An 18,824-nucleotide genomic window follows, 5' to 3' on the forward strand; every position below is an offset into this window, starting at 1 on the left:
TAACGACGTTCCTTTCGCGTACTTTTCTTTAAAGCACAACACCCCAAGGCAGGGCTTGGGGTGTTGTAAATGGTGACGCTAATCAGATGTTCTACATAAGTGGGTCCGTAACGCCAATCACATAGAACGCTACCATCGCAATAATACCCGCGAAGACAAGATAGTAGATGGTGGGAATAATGGTTTTACGAATGGTCGTACCTTCACGGCCCAGCAGGCCAACGGTCGCAGAAGCCGCCACAACGTTGTGAATCGCAATCATGTTACCCGCAGCGGCACCGACTGCCTGCAGAGCCACCATCATGGCAGTTGAAACGCCCAGCGTTTGGGCGACGTTAAATTGAAACTCTGCCAGCATCAGGTTAGAAACCGTATTGGAACCTGCAATAAAGGCACCCATGGCGCCCACTGTGGGGGCGAAGAAGGGATAAATGTTGCCCATGCCATGAGCAACTGCCTGCGCCATCATTACCGGCATTGACACCAGGTCCGCCCCGTTAACCCCTGAATTGATCAAAATACGTACCATGGGTACGGTGAAAATCAATACAAAGCCTGCGCCCAATATCGTTTTGGTGGATTCTGATACCGCCGCGCTTATTTTGCTCGGATTCATCTTGTGCAGGAAGTAGGTCACGATCACTACCGCCAAAATAATCCCGCCTGGCAGGTAAAGCGGCTGTACCCCCCCGCTAACGCCCGTTTCGCCTAGAATATTGTTCCAGTTCAAGCTGATAGAGGTGAGTGCCACCCGCAGCGGTTCAATGGTTCGTGAAGCTACCAGGAACAGCGCCAGCAATACGTAGGGAACCCAGCCCATAAAAGTAGACATCGGGGCTTTTCCGGCCACATCTTCAAGCTTGGTTTGCAGGTTGCCAATCCACTCATCCGGCCAAGAGGTTGATTCCGGAAAATCCCAGGTATCTTTGGGAAGTAAAAAGCCTTTACGCGCTGCCGGTACAACAATCGCCAGGCCGACCATGGCACCAATCATGGAGGGAAATTCCGGGCCCAGGAAAACGCCCACCAGCATATAAGGAATCACAAATGAAATGCCGGTGAAAAGGGCAAACGGTACAATCGAAAGCCCCTCTTTCCAGGAGCGGTTGGCGCCGAAGAAACGCACCATCACCAGTACCAAAATCAGCGGCATGCAGATGCCGATGATGCCATGCGTAATAGCCACTTCGCTGGTGATCAGTTGGAAAAATGTGCCCCAGGTGGAGCCATCCGCTTCCAATTGTGCCGTTATGCCCGCGCGGTCCAGCCCGCTGCCCACGCCCACGATAATAGGCGTGCCCACGGCGCCGAACGACACCGGGGTAGATTGGATCATCATGCCCACTACGACCGCGGCAAGTGCCGGGAAGCCCAAGGCAACCATTAGCGGTGCGGCCACGGCGGCGGCGGTGCCGAAGCCAGAAGCGCCTTCAATAAAGCAACCAAACAGCCAGGCAACGATCAGTGCCTGAACGCGACGGTCCGGACTGATGCCTGAAAAACCATTGCGAATAGCGGTAATGCCCCCTGAATGCTTCAAGGTGTTGAGCAGCAAAATGGCGCCAAAAATAATCCACAGCAGGCCTGCTGTTTGGATAAGGCCTTGGATAGTCGAGGCGGCCACGCGGCTAAATGACATATCCCAAACCGTCAGCCCAATAGTGGCTGCGGTGAGGAATACAATCGGCATCGCTATTTTGGCCGGTATTTTAAAACCAACGAGTAAAATACCTGCCAGCAGTAATGGCAAAAAAGCCAGAAGAGCAAGTGTTGTTTCGTTCATAAGAAAACTGCCTTTTTATTTATGGGTATGCGCTATCTCTGTCTAATGGTTTAAGTGCTAAGAAGCCTCTGATTAACTATTGCGCTTGGTCATACTGCGTTAAAAATCATCTCGTGCGCGAGTCCGATCAAAATGCTCATTTACAAATTGTAAATTCCGCTTTTTCGTTGATTTTTGCCTTGTCTGACCTGTGCTCATTACGTTAATCAGAGGCTTCCTAAGCGCAACATTGAAAAGATACGGCTCAGAGCAAATAATAACACTATTACGAAACAGGTCTTGCCAAAAGGGGCAAGTTTGTAAGGTCTATATAAGCCCTTGCGTGAATTATAAATGATTGTTTTATATGTGTTGTTAATTGTTTTTAAGCTTCATTGAAGAGGGTCGTTATTAGACTAAAAGACAGTGCTGAGACTCGCTACTTCTCCAGCCAGTGCTTTAAGCTCAATGGCGATGAATGCGCCATTTTTAAATTTCCTCTTTTCATTAACGGTAAGGGCAAAAACATGACACGTACGCTCTATGACCTGTGTGGCCGTGACGAACGACTGCGTTTTTCTCCCTATTGCTGGCGCTTGCTCATAAAGGTCTGGCCTATAACACCATCGCTTGGCGGTTTGAGGACAAGCAGGCGCTGGCGTTCGCCGACTACGATAAAGTCCCGGTGCTGTGCGATGGGGATCAGGTCATTACCGATAGTTTTAAGATAATGCGCTACCTGGATAAAGCCTATCCCGATGCCCCTGTTTTGGGTGAAGGAGTGGCGTACCAACGCGCGCTGTTTTTTAAATACTATGTCGAGCGCAGCGTAACGCCTGCCCTGTTTCGTAGCGTTGCACCGGATTTATTGGCCGCCATTCACCCTGATGATCGTGATTACTTTCGTAAAACCCGTGAAGCGCGCTTTGGGGCACGCCTGGAAGATGTGCATAACCCCGAGCAGGGCAAGCAGCAGCTTTACCAAGTGCTGGCGCCGGTACGTGATCAGTTACATGGCAGTCCTTTTCTAGATGGCGAAACACCCAGCGGTATCGATTACTTACTGTTTGGAAGCATGATGTGGACCCACACCGTCTCGCTCGAGCCGATGACCGAACCCGATGATCCGGTTACTGAGTGGTTTACGCGTATGCTGGATGCTCATAATGGGGTTGCGCGCCAGGCAATCACGATTCGTGATTTAAATTAAAAATCGAATAACCTGCTGATTTAAAATCATATTGAGAGCTGTAGAGGCATGTAGCGCACGAGAATATAAAAAACCATGTTGCGATGCACAAAAGGCGCTGCTAGGTTTACGTACAGCAGCGGCAAATGCCAACGCAATAGCAGCGCCTCCACGACTAACGGGCGGCGGCCTGCTAGCTAACTCAAGGAGATGTCGTGATGATGAAGACTGCAGAGAATAACACCCAACAGTTCGAGTCTGCCTTTGTATCACCCATGCGTTCTTACACGCATGCAGCGCTTGATTACTATGAAAAGCTGATGGGTGCTCAACTTGATGCTGCCCGCGCTTACTCAGATATGACCATTTCCCAAGCACGCACCTGGCTGGAAGTTAAAGATGCCGATGGCTTTAAGAAAGCCATGGAAAGCCAGCAGCGCGTTGCCAGTGACTTCATGGAGCGGGTGAAAGGGGATTCTGAAAAAGTCACCTCTATCAGCCAGAGCTTTATGCAGGACAGCGCCAAAATGGCCGAAGAAAATGTCCAGAAGGCGAGCAATACCACGCAGAAAGCGGCTGATAACGTTCAGAAGTCAGCAGAGTCGGCAAAAAAGTAGATCCCTGTTAAGCCATTTGCATGGCGCTGAAAGCGCTGCGGTCCTCTGGACGCAGCGCTTTTTTATTGCTCATCATTAGCCGAACGTCATGTAATATCGCCCACCCAGGCAAGGCCAAGCGCGATATCATGACGCGATGCAAATGTAAGGAGGCGATAGGAGAGCCACATGAGTGATGCGCAGGCGACCGCGAAGCGGGTTGCTCCAGAAAAAGAGGGCGATGAACGTCACGATGCTATATATCGTGCGGTAAGTGATGCGATTGTTGAACAGCGCCTAAAACCCGGTGCCAGGCTGCGTGAAGATGCGCTTGCTGACGTGTTTAGCATTAGCCGTACCGGCATACGCAAGATTTTACAGCGTCTTGCGCTGGAGCAATTGGTAACCCTAACGCCCCGCCGCGGTGCCAGTGTTACCCGACCCACCGCCGATGAAGCCAAGGATGTTTTCGATGCCCGCCAGCTTGTCGAGTGCGGATTAATGCCCGATGTGGCAAAGCGAATCGGTGAAAAAGAAGCTGCTGAACTGCGCGAGATGGCCCGCGAGGAGCGTCACGCGCTGCGTAGTGGTCAACAGAGCACCGCCATTCGCCTGTCAGCAGATTTTCATGTGCGCCTCGCCCAGCTTTCTGGCAACGCCACGCTTGCCGAATTTGTAGAACGCCTCTGCTCGCGCTCATCGCTTATTCTTGCGGTATATGGCCACCGTGGCCACCTGGGCTGCGAATCCCACGACCATGACGACCTGATCGGCTATCTGGAATCCGGCAACGGCGAACGCGCCAAAGCCTTTATGAGCCGCCACCTAAAAGCGATTGAAGCCTCGCTCTCCATGGTCGAAGAAGAGGAGAGCGCCCCGGATCTACAGCAGATATTTGGGGGCTGAGGCGAGCTTAATCGCTAACGCCGCGAGCAGGGCTTACATCAAGCTCCAGAACGCCTCGACCAGCGGGTTTTTCAGGTTCTTCTTCAGGGTAAACAAGCCAATATCGTAGGGCGCTAGTTCTGGCGCTACGTCGAGTACTCGAATGCGACCCACCAATGGACTGTTGTCGAGGACGATTTTAGGCACCACGCCAATGCCAAAGCCCAAGCTCACCATGCTGACAATGGCTTCATTACCGGTGACCTGGGCATAAATACGTGGCGCGATGTCCAGCTTGCGAAACCATTCATCTACACGCGCTCTGGAGACGCCGCTTTCCGATAGAATCATGGGCGTGTTCGCCCATTCTGCCGGTGTGAATGGTGTGCCGGTTGGCGCATTCGGCACTTGCTGTTCCAGCGGGGCAATAAACAGCAACGGCGACGTAGCGATGGGCTTAAAGGCCAAGCCTCGCGGTAGATGGGCAGGCTTTGCTGCAATGCTAAGGTCTTCTTTACCATCCAGTACGTGCGCAATGGCGTGTTCCGGGTCACCGGTGCGCAGTTTGATTTCAATGGCCGGGTAGGCGATACGAAAGCGGCGAAGCAGCTCGTGCAAAAAGCTGTAGCTTGCCGTCACCGAGCCATACAAACTGATTTCACCGCTTAATTGGTCAAGATTGTCGGTTAACTCATGACGAATCAAATTCCATTGGCTGCTGGCATCGCGGGCATATTTGAGGAATTTTTGCCCTTCCTGAGTCAACACCACGGTCCGGTTGTCGCGGTTGAACAGCGACACGCCCAGTTCGTCTTCCAAATGGCGGATGTTGCGCGAAAGCGCAGAAATGCTGACGTAGCACTCATCGCTTGCACGGCCGAAATGCAGCGTTTCGGCCAGCGCGAGGAATTGTTTCAAAAGTTTAAAGTTCATAAGCGCCATGATAATAGCGTTTTGTGAAAATAGGGACGTGTTGTTGCAAATATATCAATTTAAGAAATAGTCGTTTTTGGTTAGATTGGATTCACTTACATAGCGCTGGATCCCGTATTGAGCGGCTGTGTCATTTTTTTCGTGTCGGTGTGTCGTGCATCGATAGCGTGATGATACTTAATCAGGATGTAAACGATGGCTAACTATTTCAATACCTTGCCGCTACGCGAACAGCTGGCTCAGCTTGCAAAATGTCGTTTCATGTACAGCTCAGAATTTGCTGATGGTGTCGACGCGCTGAAAGGCAAGAAAATGGTAGTGATTGGCTGTGGCGCGCAAGGTCTCAACCAGGGGTTGAACCTGCGCGACAGCGGCCTGGACGTTTCCTACGCACTGCGTCCTGAAGCCATTGCGCAAAAGCGTCAGTCCTGGAAGAACGCCTCTGAAAACGGTTTCGTGGTGGGTACTTATGAAGAGCTGATCCCGACGGCGGACGTGGTTCTGAACTTGACCCCGGATAAGCAGCACACCGCAGTGGTGAACGCTGTCATGCCGCTTATGAAAGAAGGCGCTTGCCTGTCTTATTCCCACGGTTTCAACATCGTAGAAGAGGGCATGCAGGTGCGTGATGACCTGACCGTCATCATGGTGGCGCCCAAGTGCCCGGGTTCTGAGGTGCGTGCTGAATACGTTCGTGGTTTCGGCGTTCCTACCTTGATCGCTGTGCACGAAGCCAATGATCCCAAAGGCGAAGGGCTTGCGCTAGCGAAAGCCTACGCAGTGGGCACTGGCGGCCACAAAGCGGGCGTGTTGATGTCCTCTTTCATCGCGGAAGTTAAATCCGACCTGATGGGCGAGCAGACGATTCTTTGCGGTATGCTGCAAACCGGTTCTATCCTCTGCTTTGATAAAATGATCGAAGAGGGTATTGAGCCAGGTTATGCCTCCAAACTGATTCAGTACGGCTGGGAAAACATCACCGAGGCGCTTAAGTACGGCGGCGTGACCAACATGCTGGATCGTCTTTCCAACCCGGCCAAGATCAAGGCCTTTGATCTGGCGGAAGAGCTGAAAGACATCATGCGTCCGCTGTACAACAAGCACCAGGACGACATCATGAGCGGCCACTTCTCCCGCACGATGATGGAAGACTGGGCAAACGATGATGCTAACCTTCTGAAATGGCGTGCAGACACTGCCGAAACCAACTTCGAGAAAACGCCTGCTGGCGACGTTGAAATTTCCGAGCAGGAGTTCTTCGACAACGGCATCTTGATGGTCGCCATGGTGAAGGCGGGCGTTGAGCTTGCGTTCGAAACCATGACCGCAGCGGGCATTATTGCCGAGTCTGCCTACTACGAGTCGCTACACGAAACGCCGCTCATCGCGAACACCATCGCGCGCAAGAAATTGTACGAAATGAACGCGACGATCTCTGATACCGCAGAGTACGGTTGCTACCTGTACAACCACGCCTGTGTGCCGCTGTTGGCAGACTTCATGAAGGGCATTAAATCCGATGTCATCGGTAAAGGCCTTGATCTGGACGACAACGGTGTCGATAACGCACGATTGATCGAGGTCAACGATGCGCTTCGCGCTCACCCGGTGGAAGCTGTTGGCGCCGTGCTGCGTGGCCACATGGCGGATATGAAGAAGATCGTTTAACCCACGGGTTAACCGTTAGCTAGTCAATGGAAAGCCGAGATATCCACCACGATATGCTCGGCTTTTTTGTCCCTGGATAAAGACTTTCCGAACCCTGATTTTTTACCAATGTAAGGAACATGTTCATGGAGCCTTCAACCCGCTTGGCGAGCATTCAGCTAAACAATGCGACGATCAGTTTTGATGATCGCTTCACCCTAAGCGAGATTGACTGGACCATCGAACCTCACCAGCATTGGGTCATCACCGGCGCTAACGGTTCCGGTAAGTCGGCCCTGGCGGCGGCACTGGCTGGCGTTGGCAAGATTGAAGCGGGCACTGTTCAAGGGCTTCCCGAGCGCGTCGGGCTGGTCTCTTTTGAAGTGCAGGCCGAGCTTATCGCAGAAGAGCTGAAAAAAGACGATGCCGACATCATGGATGTCGTGTCGCTTGGCACGCCGGTCAGTGAAATGATTTTCGAGCACTGCCAAGATGCCGAACTCGCTGGCGAGCTGGTTGAAAAATTCGGCCTAACGACACTCCTCGACCGCGCCTTTCGCAAACTCTCCACGGGTGAAACCCGCAAAGTTATGCTGATCCGAGCGCTGGCTAACAAGCCCGATCTGCTCATTCTAGATGAGCCGTTCGATGGCCTGGACGTCGACACGCTCGCCATGCTGCAAGCCCATCTTGCCTCTATTATCGAAAGCGTCCCCATGGTGATGGTGCTCAATCGCTTCGACGAAATGCCGGACTTCATCACTCACGTGGCTTACCTGGATAAGGACCGGCCAGACCCGGCGCAAGAGAATAAAAAGCAAGGCAATAGAGCGCGTAGGGAAGGTGGGCGACTGGCGTTCACAGTAGACCGCCAGGATGAGGCCGCCTTCAACGAGCTTTACCAACTGCTGCATTTGAAAACGACTGACCTAAGCGTGCCCGAGGCCGACCCTGCCCATCAGTTGCCCGCGCTCGACCCCAACCAGCCGTTAGTGAAGCTCAAGCAAGCGACGATTAAATACGGCGATACCGTCATTGTGGACTCGCTCGACTGGACGATCGAACGCGGGCAACACTGGCAACTGAGTGGTCCTAACGGCAGCGGTAAAACCTGCGTATTGTCCTTGATCACGGGAGACCACCCGCAATGCTATACCAACGATATTTTCGTGTTTGGCTTCCAGCGCGGTAACGGCGAAAGTATCTGGCAGATCAAGCAGTTTATTGGCTATGTCTCCACGGCCCTGCAATGGGAGTATCGTGTCAGCACTAGCTGCAGGAACGTCATCATCTCGGGCTTTTTTGATAGTATCGGCGTTTACACAAAATCTACCGATAATCAGCAAAAGATTGCCGACCAATGGCTTGATTTACTGGGTATGAAAACGCGTGCCGACCAGCCGTTCAATAAGCTTTCCTACGGCGACCAGCGGTTGCTACTGATTGCCCGTGCCATGGTGAAGCACCCGCCGCTTCTAATACTCGACGAGCCCTGCCTGGGCCTTGATGACATGAACCGCCAGCTCGTTCTTGCGCTCATCGAGAAAATCTGTGAAGGCAAGGAAACCACGGTGCTCTACGTCAATCACCACACGGAAGACAGAATAAAGGAAATAGACAACCATTTAACGCTTGAGAAAAACCACTAGGCGCTGACGTTTTCGTTGCTGCCTCACTCTAAAAAAGCGCCATCGGCACAAAGCTGATGGCGCTTTCAAATTGCCTAAACTGTCAGTTTTAAATTATCAGTTTTTAAATCACCAGTTTTTAAATCACCAGTTCCTGAAACATTCGTTAAAGCTCACTCACCTCAACTTGCCTTCTGCTGGGTAAGGGTGGGTGCTGCCTTAAACTGTCGCATCAAGCCAAAGTAGAACGCGCCTCCTAATCCTGCACCAATGAGCCAGCCGTAGCCGTCCAGGCTTGAAAGGGCAGGGACTAGCACCGTGGAGAGCGAGAACAGCGCTGCGCAGCCAAACGCAAGTAAGGCGCGGCGGTTCCATCCGTTTGTGTAGTAGTACGCGCTGCCAGGGGCTGAGGAGAATAGCTCCTGCATATTGAGGTGTTGGCGCTTAATCAGGTAGTAGTCCACCACAATAATGCCATAGAACGGCGCGACAATAGCGCCAAGGGCATTGACAAAGCCGGGGATGCCAATCTGACTAATCACCGAGATCCACAGCGCTCCCACAAAGAAGGCGATAACGGCGGTTATCAAGCCACCCACCTTAAAGCTGATTTTGCTGGGGAAGAGGTTGGCCAGGTCATAAGCCGGCGGAATAAAGTTGGCGACCAGGTTAATGCCCACGGTAGCGGCAAAAAAGGTGAGGGCGGCGATGATGGTCAGCGGTAATGAATCAACGCGCTCAACAATATCGGCGGGGTTGGTGAGCGCCTCGCCAAACAGTACCAGCGTACCGGCAGTAATAATAAGCGCGATAAACGAGAAAAACGCCACGTTAAGCGGTAACCCAAGCAGGTTGCCCAGCTTCATTTGCCGCTCGGTTTTTACAAAGCGGGTAAAGTCGCCAAAGTTGATCACCACGGCCGCAAAGTAGGCCACCATGGTGCCTACAATGGCAAGAAACGCGCCCACGGCGCCCACGTTTTGCTCACCGCTGCCGCTAAAGATGGTCCCAATGGCGGGCAGCAACTCGTCTCCTGCCTGGAACCAGACAATTCCCATCAGCACGACCATAACCACGTACACCAGCGGGCCTGCCCAGTTCAAAAAGTGCTTAATCCGCTCGATGCCTTGCCAGAAGATCGCGATTTGAAAAAGCCACACGATCACAAATGACACCCATGCGACGCCAGAAAGGCCCAGGAAGGTCGTGCCGCTGCCCGCCCCGATAAAGGCGGTAATCAGCAGGGCGACTGCCGTTGATGCGAAATAGGTCTGCACGCCATACCAAAAGATACCCACAATCGCGCGTAGCATGGCGGGAAGGTTGGCACCGCGCACCCCCATACTAGCGCGCACCATCACTGGGAAGGGGATGCCGTATTTAACGCTTGGTTTGCCCGTTAGGTTCACCAGAAACATGACAATAACACCGGCTAGAATAATCGCTGCCATCACTGCCCAGCCGTTCAAGCCATAGGTGAGGAATAGCGATGCCGCGAGGGTATAGCCAAACAGGCTTTGGATATCGTTGGACCACACGTTAAAGATTTCAAATGCGCCCCAGGTGCGTGCCTGGGGCTTTAAGGGGGCCAGATCTTCATTATAAAGCGAGGGATCGAACTGCTTGATATCAAGATCGCTGTTAGGCGGTTGCTCATGCATGGCAGGCTCTCTCTGCATTAATCGTCAGCACGGCTGCACGTAGGCAGCCGTCGGATTGGGGAGGGTTAGCGTGTAAAACGCTGGCAGGCGGGCCAGTGTTTCATCAGCAGGTAATAGGTAAGGCCGGCGGGAATTAAACTGGCGTACCAGGAGACCGCAGAGAAAAAGAGTGCTGCCAGGATGCCCACCGCGGTTGCAACGAGAGCCGCTTTATTGACGCCTTGATAAGGGCCGGTGGGATCGTAGAGCTTGCTGATATCCAACGTGCGGCGGCGGATGATGTAGTAATCCACCACCAGAATGGCAAAGATGGGGCCCAGAAAGGCCGAGTAGGTTTGGACAAACAGCTGTAAACCGGCGGCCGAGCCCGGTTGAACCAGCTTCCAGGGGAAGGTGGCAAACGCTAACAGGCCGACAATGACGGTCGCGACCGGGAACTTGATCTTGAAGATGTCCATTAGTACATAGGTAGGCGGCACCACGTTGTTCAGTACATTGGTCGTGACCTGGGCAAAGGCGATAAACAGCAGAGTGGTCATTAGTAGCGGCGTGTTATCCACGGCATTGGCAAACACCTGAATGGGGTCTGCGGTGCCCGTAGCTTCCGACACCATATAGCCGATCAGGCCCATAAACAGCGTACAGGGTAGAATCGACATGGCGTAAATGGTGGTAAGCAGGCTCTGGGCCGTGCCTTTTTTATGCTCACGCGAGTAGTCGCTGACGTTAAGCATCATGGTGCTGTAGATGCCTAAAAAGAGCATGGTGGCGCCCCAGAATGGCATGCCCCAAGAGCCTTCCATGGTGAACAGGCTGGCGGATAATTCATCGCCATAGCGCTGCACCGTGGCGTAAAACATGTACATCAGCGAGGCCAAAATAAACGCGCTGCCGATATTTTCCAGCCACTTGATACCTTGAAAGCCCATCACCGAAAGGCCGATTTGCAGGAATTGGAAGGTAATAAAGTAAAACACCAGGTTATCAAAGCCGAACAGGGTTGCTGACACCATGTTGAGTGCGCCTGCGCCAATCCAGCTTTGAAAGCCGTACCACACCACGGCAGGTAACGCGCGAACCAGGCCGGGAATACGCGTACCGGTAAACCCAAATGTGCTGCGCGCCTGCACCATAAACGGAATGCCGTATTTGTAGCCCGCTGCACCGTTAATCGCCAGTGCAATGCCGATGACAAAGCACCCGATGGCGATGGCAAGCGTTGCCTGTAGCAGGTTTAACGTACCGACAACGCTTGAGCCCATGGCAAAGGTGCCGATGGAAACGCACCCACCAAACCAGGCCAGAAAGTAGGAGCCTCGCCCCATAATTCGGGTACCCTGGGGGGCCAGGCTTTCCTCCCCCAGGGCTTTAGTGCGCGCTGTAGAAGCGTCTTCTGACGCAAGAGCAGCATTTGAAATGCTCATGATGTCGTCCTCGCAAGATTATGAGTATTGTTGGTTTCTCAGGTTGTAGCCTGAAAGATGCTTGCGGCATGGCGTACTACTGGACGTTCTGGTTCTTTTACGAATGCACTGATTAACGAATTTCTGACCTTCTGATGAGCGTGCTATTTAAGCGGCAATGGAAGGTTTGATAGGGCGGCAAACTTACCGGTAAAGGGTTTGGGGCGTGGGTAAGCAAGGTCGCCATGTTTGCTGGTATGCAGTCCCAAGCCGACCAGGGATTCTGCAAGCTTCAAGGCTGCGCTTACACCTTCAACGACGGGAATACCCACTTCGTGGCTAATCTGTTGGGTGAGGTTCGCCATACCACCACAGCCCAGCACGATGGCGCCGATATCATCTTCGTCCCTGGCGCGGCAGCACTCCTCGACAATTCGGGTAAACGCCGCATCGGGGTGGTGCTCAAGGTCTAGTACCGGAATTTCAGCGGCTCGAATGCGTCGGCAGTGGTGGCGAAAGCCGTACTGCTCAAGCAGGTGCTCGGCAATAATGCCGGTACGCCCCAGGGTGGTAACAATGGAGAAGCGCGTGCTGATTAGCGTGGCTAAATGGAAGGCTGCCTCAGCAATGCCAATCACCGGGGCACGGGTTACTTCACGCGCGGCAAGCAGACCAGGGTCGCCAAAGCAGGCCACAATATAGGCATCAATACCGCCTTGTTGCTCACCTTTAAGTACTTCTTCGGCCACGCCTACCGCGCTTACCACTTCATCAAAATGGCTCTCAATGGAAACCGGACCTGATTCAGGTTGAGACGCGCTTATGCGGGTCCCCGGAGAAGCGTAAAGCTCAGCAGCCTGCCCAATGGCTTGGGTCATGGATGCCGTCGTATTGGGGTTAATAATATGTATGTGCACAGCACGCGATCCTGTAGGTAAACGATCCGATGTATCTTGTATACAAAAATAGGGGGCTTTATCGCCAAGAGCAAGGCCTTTACTCTCATTAAAAAGGCTAATAGATTCGTCTACACGCTCAGGTTTGGCGCTTTTTAAGTTATAAGAGATACGATGGGTTGATCAGCCATTCCTGGGAATATTGCCGTGGGCTATTAATATGTTTATTTTGTATACAATAATGGTCAATTAATTGAATTTATACGCTTGGTGATAACCGAAGGGCCCGCTGATGACGCTAACCACTGACCTCTGCTATCCGCGTGACTTAAAAGGCTATGGGCGTACACCGCCGCATGCCAACTGGCCAGGCAAGGCCAAAATCGCCGTACAGTTTGTCCTCAACTATGAAGAGGGTGGGGAGAACTGCGTGCTGCACGGAGATAATGGCTCTGAGCAGTTTTTATCCGAGATCATCGGCGCAGCCAGTTACGCTGACCGCCACTTGAGCATGGAGTCGATCTACGAGTACGGCTCTCGGGCAGGCGTGTGGCGTATTCTTCGCGAATTTGAGCGGCGGGGGCTGCCTTTAACGGTATTTGGTGTGGCGATGGCGCTAGAGCGAAACCCTGATGTCGCCCAGGCATTCAAGGAGTTGGGGCATGAGGTCGCGTGTCACGGCTACCGCTGGATTCACTACCAAGAAGTAGCCGAACACATTGAGCGTGAACACCTGCAAAAAGCCGTGGAGATATTTCAGCGCTTATACGGGGAGAAGCCAGCGGGGTGGTACACCGGGCGCGATAGCCCCAACACCCGTAAGCTGATTATGGATGAAGGCGGTTTTCTTTACGATAGTGACTATTACGGCGACGATCTGCCCTTTTGGACGACCGTTACCGACAGCCAGGGGAGTGATCACGCTCATCTGATTGTGCCCTATACGCTGGACACCAACGATATGCGCTTTGCTGCGCCGCAGGGCTTCAATACGGCGGATCACTTCTTTACGTATCTGCGCGATGCCTTTGATGTGCTGTATGAAGAGGGGGAAGAAGCGCCCAAGATGCTCTCTATCGGCATGCACTGCCGCTTGCTGGGACGCCCGGGACGTTTCCGCGCCCTACAGCGCTTTTTAGACTATATAGAGACCCATGATCGCGTATGGGTCGCTCGACGCGTCGATATCGCCCGCCACTGGGCGAAACACCATCCGCCCGTTACCTCATAAAAGGCCATTCAATGAGCAATCCGGTTTACTATGCCCCTCAAGGTGGGCATCCACCGCAAACCCAAATAACGGCGGATCGGGCCGTTTTTACCGAAGCCTACGCGCTAATCCCGAAAGGCGTCATGCGCGATATCGTCACCAGTAACCTGCCGTTTTGGCAGGGTACCCGCGCTTGGGTGCTGGCGCGACCGCTCTCCGGCTTCGCCGAGACCTTCTCCCAGTACATCATGGAAGTGCAGCCCGGCGGCGGAAGCGACAAGCCTGAGCCTGAGGAGGATGCCGAAGGTGTGCTGTTCGTGGTCGAGGGCGAGCTGTCGCTGAGTCTGGACGGCGTGCGCCACGCCATGGCCCCGGGCGGCTATGCGTTTATTCCGCCGGGGGTGGAGTGGCGAGTGCGCAATGAATCCCGCGAAGCCGTTCGCTTTCACTGGATTCGCAAGGCCTTCGAGTACGTGGACGGCCTTGATGTACCGGAAGCCTTCGTCACCAACGAGCAGGCGATCACGCCCAGCGAGATGCCCTGCACGGAAGGGCGCTGGTCGACCACCCGTTTTGTCGACCCTAACGATGTGCGCCATGACATGCACGTCACCATCGTCAACTTCCAGCCCGGCGGCGTCATTCCGTTTGATGAAACCCACGTCATGGAGCACGGCCTTTACGTGCTGGAAGGCAAGGCGGTGTATCACCTAAACCAGCAGTGGGTGGAAGTGGAAGCAGGGGATTTCATGTGGTTGCGCGCTTTCTGCCCTCAGGCTTGCTATGCCGGCGGCCCGGGACCGTTTCGCTACCTGCTTTACAAGGACGTCAACCGCCACGCAAAGCTCAAGCTCTTTCGCTGAAATGAAGTTTTCGTTGAAATGAAGAAAGCCATGAGGAGGCCTGCATGCTGACTCTCACCGCCGAGCCGTTGACGCGTGAGGCCTTCGCGCCTTTTGGCGAGGTCATCGACGCGCGCGAGTCACCCTCGTTTGCCATTAACGCCGGGCGTACCCAGCGCCATCACGGCCTGGCGAAGGTGCAAACCCTGGGTGAAAACGCCCACACGCTGATCAATCTGTTTGTGAGTCAGCCCGTTTCCTTACCGCTTGAGTTAACCTTTTTAGAGCGCCATCCACTGGGCAGCCAGGCATTTATGCCGCTGCATCAGGAACGCTTTATTGTGGTGGTCGCACCGCCAGGCGAGACGATTGATCCAAAGACAGTGCGTGCGTTTGTTACCGACGGCCGTCAGGGCGTTAACTACCGAGCAGGCACTTGGCATGCGATACAGTCGGTGCTTGAGCGTGAAGGCGAGTTCTTAGTGGTGGATCGCGGCGGCGAAGGTAATAACTGCGAAGAGTATTCGCTCGAAATTACGGTCGATTTACGCGAATAACTTGTGCACACGCCTTACGGTTGTCATCCTGGTGGTCTTATACTGATAGGCTAATGACAAACCCCGTGATTGTTTAGGAAAACTATGAACGCACAGACACATATCCCGCTTCGCCGTACCAAAATTGTTGCCACCCTGGGGCCCGCCAGTGACCGTGAGGGCGTTTTGGAGGCAATGCTGAAAGCGGGGGTAGATGTCGTACGTTTGAACTTCTCCCACGGCACGCCCGATGATCATCGTCAGCGTCTTTTACGGGTGCGCGAAATTGCTGCCAAGCTGGGGCGCAGTGTGGCAGCACTGGGGGACCTCCAGGGCCCCAAGATTCGCATTGCCCGCTTTAAAGAGGGCATGGTGACCCTGAAAGAGGGGCAGCCGTTTGTGCTGGATATGGCGATGGACAGTGATGCAGGCGACGTTCATCAAGTGGGCTGCGACTACAAAACCCTTGCTCAGGATGTGGGCGCTGGCGACCGCCTGTTGCTGGATGACGGCCGTGTGGTGCTGGACGTTACCCGCGTAGAAGGCCAGCAGGTTCATACCCACGTGGTAGTGGGGGGCAAACTCTCCAATCATAAAGGCATCAACAAACAGGGCGGTGGGCTTTCTGCCCCGGCGCTAACGGATAAAGATAAACAGGATTTAAAAACCGCCGTTGAGATTGGCGTTGATTACCTGGCGATTTCTTTCCCGCGCCATGCCGAAGACATGCTGGAAGCGCGCCGTCTGCTGGGTGAAGAGGGCAAGGAGATTGGCCTAGTGGCCAAGGTTGAGCGTGCCGAGGCTGTGGCCGATGAGGCAACGCTTGACGGCATTATCGAAGCCTCTGAAGCGGTGATGGTGGCCCGAGGCGACCTGGGGGTTGAGATTGGCGACGCCAAACTGGTGGGCGTGCAAAAGCGCATGATCAAACGCGCCCGCTCGCTCAACCGTGCGGTGATTACCGCCACTCAAATGATGGAAAGCATGATCTCGGCGCCGCTGCCTACCCGCGCTGAAGTGTTTGATGTGGCCAATGCCGTGCTGGATAGCAGTGACGCCGTGATGCTTTCAGCGGAAACTGCCGCAGGCGACTATCCGGTGGAAACCGTGGAAGCCATGGCGCGTGTCTGTTTGGGCGCTGAGCGTGAAAAGGTGGCACAAGAGTCGGGCCACCGGATTCATGAAGGCTTTACTCGCCCCGATGAAACCATTGCCCTTTCTGCGATGTACGCCGCCAACCATATGACCGGTGTGGCCGCGATTGCCTGCATGACCGCCTCCGGCTATACCCCCTTGATTGCCTCGCGCATCCGTTCTGGTTTGCCGATTGTCGGCCTTGCCCATAACCCCATCGCCCAACGGCGTATGGCGCTATATCGTGGCGTCGTGTCGCTACCGTTTGATACCTCAGAAATGAGTGCGACCGAGCTTAATCGTCGTGCGCTGGAACTGCTGGTGCAACATAAGCTTGCCGAGCCGGGGGATCATGTCATCCTGACACGGGGTGATCACATGAATGCTCATGGCGGTACCAATACGATGAAAGTCATGACGATTGACCAGCCTACCGATTAAAGGACCTGCCTCCATGAACCCGACTCGTCGTCTTATGCTAAAAGCTGCGTTAGGTTTGCCTTTGGTCGCGCTGCTTCCCGGTACGGTTTGGGGCGCGCTCGCCTGGGCCGAGGGCGCTGACCCAGAGAGCGATTTACTGTCCTTGGCTATTCATAATGACGGAGGCCCACACCGGCTGGAAGTGGAAGTGGCTAAAAGCGCGGCGCAGCGTCAGCGAGGGTTGATGGAGCGTGAATCGCTGCCTGAAAACCGCGGCATGCTGTTCCGTTTTGAGAGCGAGCAGCCTGCTGGCAACACTTTTTGGATGTACCGCACGCGCATTGTGCTGGATATCGCGTTTATCGATCAGGAGGGGCGTATCGTAGCAATTAACACCATGCCTCCCTGTGAGTCCAGTGTTCCGGCCAATTGTCCCTCCTATCCGGCAGGTGCTGCATTTTGGGCGGCCCTTGAGGTCAATGGCGGCTACTTCGCTGAACGCGGCATTAAAGTGGGCGACTGTATTTCGATTCCGGATCAAGCTGGCTTCTGCAAGCCCATCGATCAGTAGGTCTCTTCAAGGCGCGACGGCGCTTGTATCGCCATAAGAATCGGTAAAAAGGAACCACACCACGCTTAGGGCGTGGGTGGTTCTGGTCGTTGCCGGCGTGTAGGTAGCGAACCTCAGGGAGCCTCTGTGCGGGCTTTAGCGCCCAGGGGCATTTGGCTACCCCTGCCTATTGAGCTATACCTTATTAAGCCACCAACCCCTTGACGGGCCAGGCAGGTTTTCGGGAAGTTTGGTTGCTTATCTCATACCCCCTATGCAAAAGAGGCATAGCAATTAACGGTGACTAAACGTTACGCAGCGTTAGAGTCGTGTTTCAATAGGCGCCGCTCGTATCCTTGAAGCCACGTATTGGCTTCGCTAATTAGCGGTTTTTTCGCTAAAGTAGTTAAGGTCGGCACTTCAGGATGTCGAACTATAACAGTTTGTCTTGAAAACGTTTTGGACGAAAAATCACCCGAGGGAACAGATCATCGGTGGTTCCAAAACGCATAACGCTCACAACATCAAGATAGAGGTGTATCCATGAATCGCCATGTGTTTTCTACCGCCACTTTTTCTGGCGCGTTGATCGCAGCAGCTACGTTTGCTGCCCCCGCTGTTGCTCAAGAGCGCTATATTACAATCGGCACAGGCGGCCAGACCGGTGTTTACTACGTCGTAGGCCAGTCGGTCTGCCGTATGGTTAACCGTGGCAGCGAAGAGCACAGTATTCGCTGTAATGCGCCTTCTACAGGCGGCTCTGTTGCCAACGTGAATGGCATGAAAAGCGGTGAGTTGGATATGGGCGTTGTCCAGTCTGACGTTCAATACCGTGCTTACAACGGCGAAGCCAACTTTGAAGAAGAAGGCCCCTGGGGTGACATGCGTGCGGTATTCACCATGCATGGTGAACCTCTTACCGTTGTCGCGCGTGCGGATGCGGGTATCGACAATATCAGCGACTTCCCGGGTAAGCGCGTTAACATCGGTAACCCAGGCTCTGGCCAGCGCAACACCATGGATGTCGTCATGGAAGCGTTTGGTTGGGACGAAGATACGTTCGCGTTGGCATCTCAGTTGGATGCGGCGGAACAGGCTTCAGCTCTGTCTGATAACAACATCGATGCGATGGTCTATGTGGTAGGCCACCCGAATGGCTCCATCCAGGAAGCCACCACCACGATTGATGCGAACCTGGTATCGGTCACTGGTGATGAAATCGATACGCTGATCGAAGAGTATCCTTACTACACGCGTTCTGTGATCCCCGGTGGTCTGTACCGTGGTAACGACGAAGACGTTGAAACCTTCGGTGTAGCAGCCACTTTCGTTTCATCGACTGACGTGGATGAAGAGGTTATTTACGAAACGGTTAAAGCGGTATTCGATAACTTTGATCGCTTCAAGCGCCTGCACCCGGCGTTCGAAAACCTTAACGAAGAAGACATGATTTCTGACGGTCTAACTGCACCGCTGCACGATGGCGCTGCACGTTACTACCGCGAGCGTGGCTGGATCGAATAAGATCCTAG

General features: G+C 53.8%; 15 protein-coding genes and 1 pseudogene. 11 read left to right on the plus strand and 5 right to left on the minus strand.

What is annotated here, in order from left to right; translation table 11 throughout:
• Positions 1 to 91: 91 nt before the first annotated feature.
• Positions 92 to 1,783 (minus strand): L-lactate permease, encoded by a 1,692-nt coding sequence (locus ACT3R4_RS02250; RefSeq protein WP_441677205.1) that lies wholly within the window; start codon positions 1,781 to 1,783, stop codon positions 92 to 94.
• A 506-nt stretch (positions 1,784 to 2,289) separates the two neighbouring features.
• Between ACT3R4_RS02250 and ACT3R4_RS02255 the strand changes: the two are divergent.
• The 3 genes and pseudogenes from ACT3R4_RS02255 (at position 2,290) to ACT3R4_RS02265 (ending at position 4,453) form a co-directional block, all read left to right on the plus strand.
• Positions 2,290 to 2,972, plus strand: a pseudogene (locus tag ACT3R4_RS02255) (glutathione S-transferase N-terminal domain-containing protein).
• 197 nt (positions 2,973 to 3,169) lie between these two features.
• A complete protein-coding gene (locus ACT3R4_RS02260) occupies positions 3,170 to 3,568 on the plus strand; it encodes a phasin family protein (protein WP_193057147.1) in 399 nt (132 codons plus the stop codon).
• Between the two features lie 168 nt (positions 3,569 to 3,736).
• Positions 3,737 to 4,453, plus strand: a complete 717-nt coding sequence (locus ACT3R4_RS02265; RefSeq protein ID WP_441677203.1) for a GntR family transcriptional regulator — start codon at positions 3,737 to 3,739, stop codon at positions 4,451 to 4,453.
• 33 nt (positions 4,454 to 4,486) lie between these two features.
• On the opposite strand, the gene ilvY is transcribed toward ACT3R4_RS02265, so the two are convergent.
• Positions 4,487 to 5,365 (minus strand): HTH-type transcriptional activator IlvY, encoded by an 879-nt coding sequence (ilvY, locus tag ACT3R4_RS02270; protein ID WP_441677202.1) that lies wholly within the window; start codon positions 5,363 to 5,365, stop codon positions 4,487 to 4,489.
• 195 nt (positions 5,366 to 5,560) lie between these two features.
• On the opposite strand from ilvY, the gene ilvC reads away from it, so the two are divergent.
• Both ilvC and modF read left to right on the plus strand, forming a co-directional pair.
• A complete protein-coding gene (gene ilvC, locus ACT3R4_RS02275; protein ID WP_172117442.1) occupies positions 5,561 to 7,033 on the plus strand; it encodes a ketol-acid reductoisomerase in 1,473 nt (490 codons plus the stop codon).
• 125 nt (positions 7,034 to 7,158) lie between these two features.
• Positions 7,159 to 8,661, plus strand: coding sequence for a molybdate ABC transporter ATP-binding protein ModF (modF, locus tag ACT3R4_RS02280; protein WP_441677200.1), 1,503 nt, complete (start codon positions 7,159 to 7,161; stop codon positions 8,659 to 8,661).
• 161 nt (positions 8,662 to 8,822) lie between these two features.
• On the opposite strand, the gene ACT3R4_RS02285 is transcribed toward modF, so the two are convergent.
• From ACT3R4_RS02285 to ACT3R4_RS02295, 3 genes are all read right to left on the minus strand, one after another.
• Positions 8,823 to 10,301, minus strand: coding sequence for an NCS1 family nucleobase:cation symporter-1 (locus ACT3R4_RS02285; RefSeq protein ID WP_441677198.1), 1,479 nt, complete (start codon positions 10,299 to 10,301; stop codon positions 8,823 to 8,825).
• A gap of 65 nt (positions 10,302 to 10,366) precedes the next feature.
• Positions 10,367 to 11,725 carry an NCS1 family transporter gene (locus tag ACT3R4_RS02290; protein ID WP_441677196.1) on the minus strand — a complete coding sequence of 453 codons (1,359 nt, stop codon included), beginning with the start codon at positions 11,723 to 11,725 and terminating at the stop codon, positions 10,367 to 10,369.
• 143 nt (positions 11,726 to 11,868) lie between these two features.
• Positions 11,869 to 12,621 (minus strand): aspartate/glutamate racemase family protein, encoded by a 753-nt coding sequence (locus ACT3R4_RS02295; protein ID WP_193054403.1) that lies wholly within the window; start codon positions 12,619 to 12,621, stop codon positions 11,869 to 11,871.
• 271 nt (positions 12,622 to 12,892) lie between these two features.
• Here ACT3R4_RS02295 and puuE point away from each other — a divergent pair, with 271 nt between their 5' ends.
• The 6 genes from puuE (at position 12,893) to ACT3R4_RS02325 (ending at position 18,816) form a co-directional block, all read left to right on the plus strand.
• The gene (gene puuE / locus ACT3R4_RS02300) at positions 12,893 to 13,831 is read left to right on the plus strand and encodes an allantoinase PuuE (protein WP_172117446.1); all 939 of its coding nucleotides are present in this window, start codon (positions 12,893 to 12,895) and stop codon (positions 13,829 to 13,831) included.
• Positions 13,832 to 13,842: 11 nt separating this feature from the next.
• On the plus strand, positions 13,843 to 14,673 hold the full coding sequence (locus ACT3R4_RS02305) for a bifunctional allantoicase/(S)-ureidoglycine aminohydrolase (RefSeq protein WP_441677193.1): 831 nt from the start codon (positions 13,843 to 13,845) through the stop codon (positions 14,671 to 14,673).
• A gap of 44 nt (positions 14,674 to 14,717) precedes the next feature.
• Positions 14,718 to 15,209 carry an ureidoglycolate lyase gene (locus ACT3R4_RS02310; RefSeq protein ID WP_172117448.1) on the plus strand — a complete coding sequence of 164 codons (492 nt, stop codon included), beginning with the start codon at positions 14,718 to 14,720 and terminating at the stop codon, positions 15,207 to 15,209.
• A gap of 84 nt (positions 15,210 to 15,293) precedes the next feature.
• A complete protein-coding gene (gene pyk, locus ACT3R4_RS02315; RefSeq protein ID WP_193054406.1) occupies positions 15,294 to 16,763 on the plus strand; it encodes a pyruvate kinase in 1,470 nt (489 codons plus the stop codon).
• Between the two features lie 13 nt (positions 16,764 to 16,776).
• Positions 16,777 to 17,313: a DUF192 domain-containing protein gene (locus ACT3R4_RS02320; RefSeq protein ID WP_441677191.1), complete on the plus strand. Its 537-nt coding sequence runs from the start codon at positions 16,777 to 16,779 to the stop codon at positions 17,311 to 17,313.
• 522 nt (positions 17,314 to 17,835) lie between these two features.
• Positions 17,836 to 18,816 carry a TAXI family TRAP transporter solute-binding subunit gene (locus ACT3R4_RS02325; RefSeq protein ID WP_193054408.1) on the plus strand — a complete coding sequence of 327 codons (981 nt, stop codon included), beginning with the start codon at positions 17,836 to 17,838 and terminating at the stop codon, positions 18,814 to 18,816.
• Positions 18,817 to 18,824 lie beyond the last annotated feature (8 nt).

Source organism: Halomonas sp. AOP7-E1-9, from assembly GCF_052376035.1.
GTDB lineage: Bacteria > Pseudomonadota > Gammaproteobacteria > Pseudomonadales > Halomonadaceae > Vreelandella > Vreelandella citrativorans.

Bases quoted from the DNA above. Each gene is read 5' to 3' on its own strand.
- ACT3R4_RS02250 (WP_441677205.1), bottom strand. From the start codon at position 1,783: ATGAACGAAACAACACTTGCTCTTCTGGCTTTTTTGCCATTACTGCTG.
- ACT3R4_RS02260 (WP_193057147.1), top strand. From the start codon at position 3,170: ATGATGAAGACTGCAGAGAATAACACCCAACAGTTCGAGTCTGCCTTT.
- ACT3R4_RS02265 (WP_441677203.1), top strand. From the start codon at position 3,737: ATGAGTGATGCGCAGGCGACCGCGAAGCGGGTTGCTCCAGAAAAAGAG.
- ilvY (WP_441677202.1), bottom strand. From the start codon at position 5,365: ATGAACTTTAAACTTTTGAAACAATTCCTCGCGCTGGCCGAAACGCTG.
- ilvC (WP_172117442.1), top strand. From the start codon at position 5,561: ATGGCTAACTATTTCAATACCTTGCCGCTACGCGAACAGCTGGCTCAG.
- modF (WP_441677200.1), top strand. From the start codon at position 7,159: ATGGAGCCTTCAACCCGCTTGGCGAGCATTCAGCTAAACAATGCGACG.
- ACT3R4_RS02285 (WP_441677198.1), bottom strand. From the start codon at position 10,301: ATGCATGAGCAACCGCCTAACAGCGATCTTGATATCAAGCAGTTCGAT.
- ACT3R4_RS02290 (WP_441677196.1), bottom strand. From the start codon at position 11,725: ATGAGCATTTCAAATGCTGCTCTTGCGTCAGAAGACGCTTCTACAGCG.
- puuE (WP_172117446.1), top strand. From the start codon at position 12,893: ATGACGCTAACCACTGACCTCTGCTATCCGCGTGACTTAAAAGGCTAT.
- ACT3R4_RS02305 (WP_441677193.1), top strand. From the start codon at position 13,843: ATGAGCAATCCGGTTTACTATGCCCCTCAAGGTGGGCATCCACCGCAA.
- ACT3R4_RS02310 (WP_172117448.1), top strand. From the start codon at position 14,718: ATGCTGACTCTCACCGCCGAGCCGTTGACGCGTGAGGCCTTCGCGCCT.
- pyk (WP_193054406.1), top strand. From the start codon at position 15,294: ATGAACGCACAGACACATATCCCGCTTCGCCGTACCAAAATTGTTGCC.
- ACT3R4_RS02320 (WP_441677191.1), top strand. From the start codon at position 16,777: ATGAACCCGACTCGTCGTCTTATGCTAAAAGCTGCGTTAGGTTTGCCT.
- ACT3R4_RS02325 (WP_193054408.1), top strand. From the start codon at position 17,836: ATGAATCGCCATGTGTTTTCTACCGCCACTTTTTCTGGCGCGTTGATC.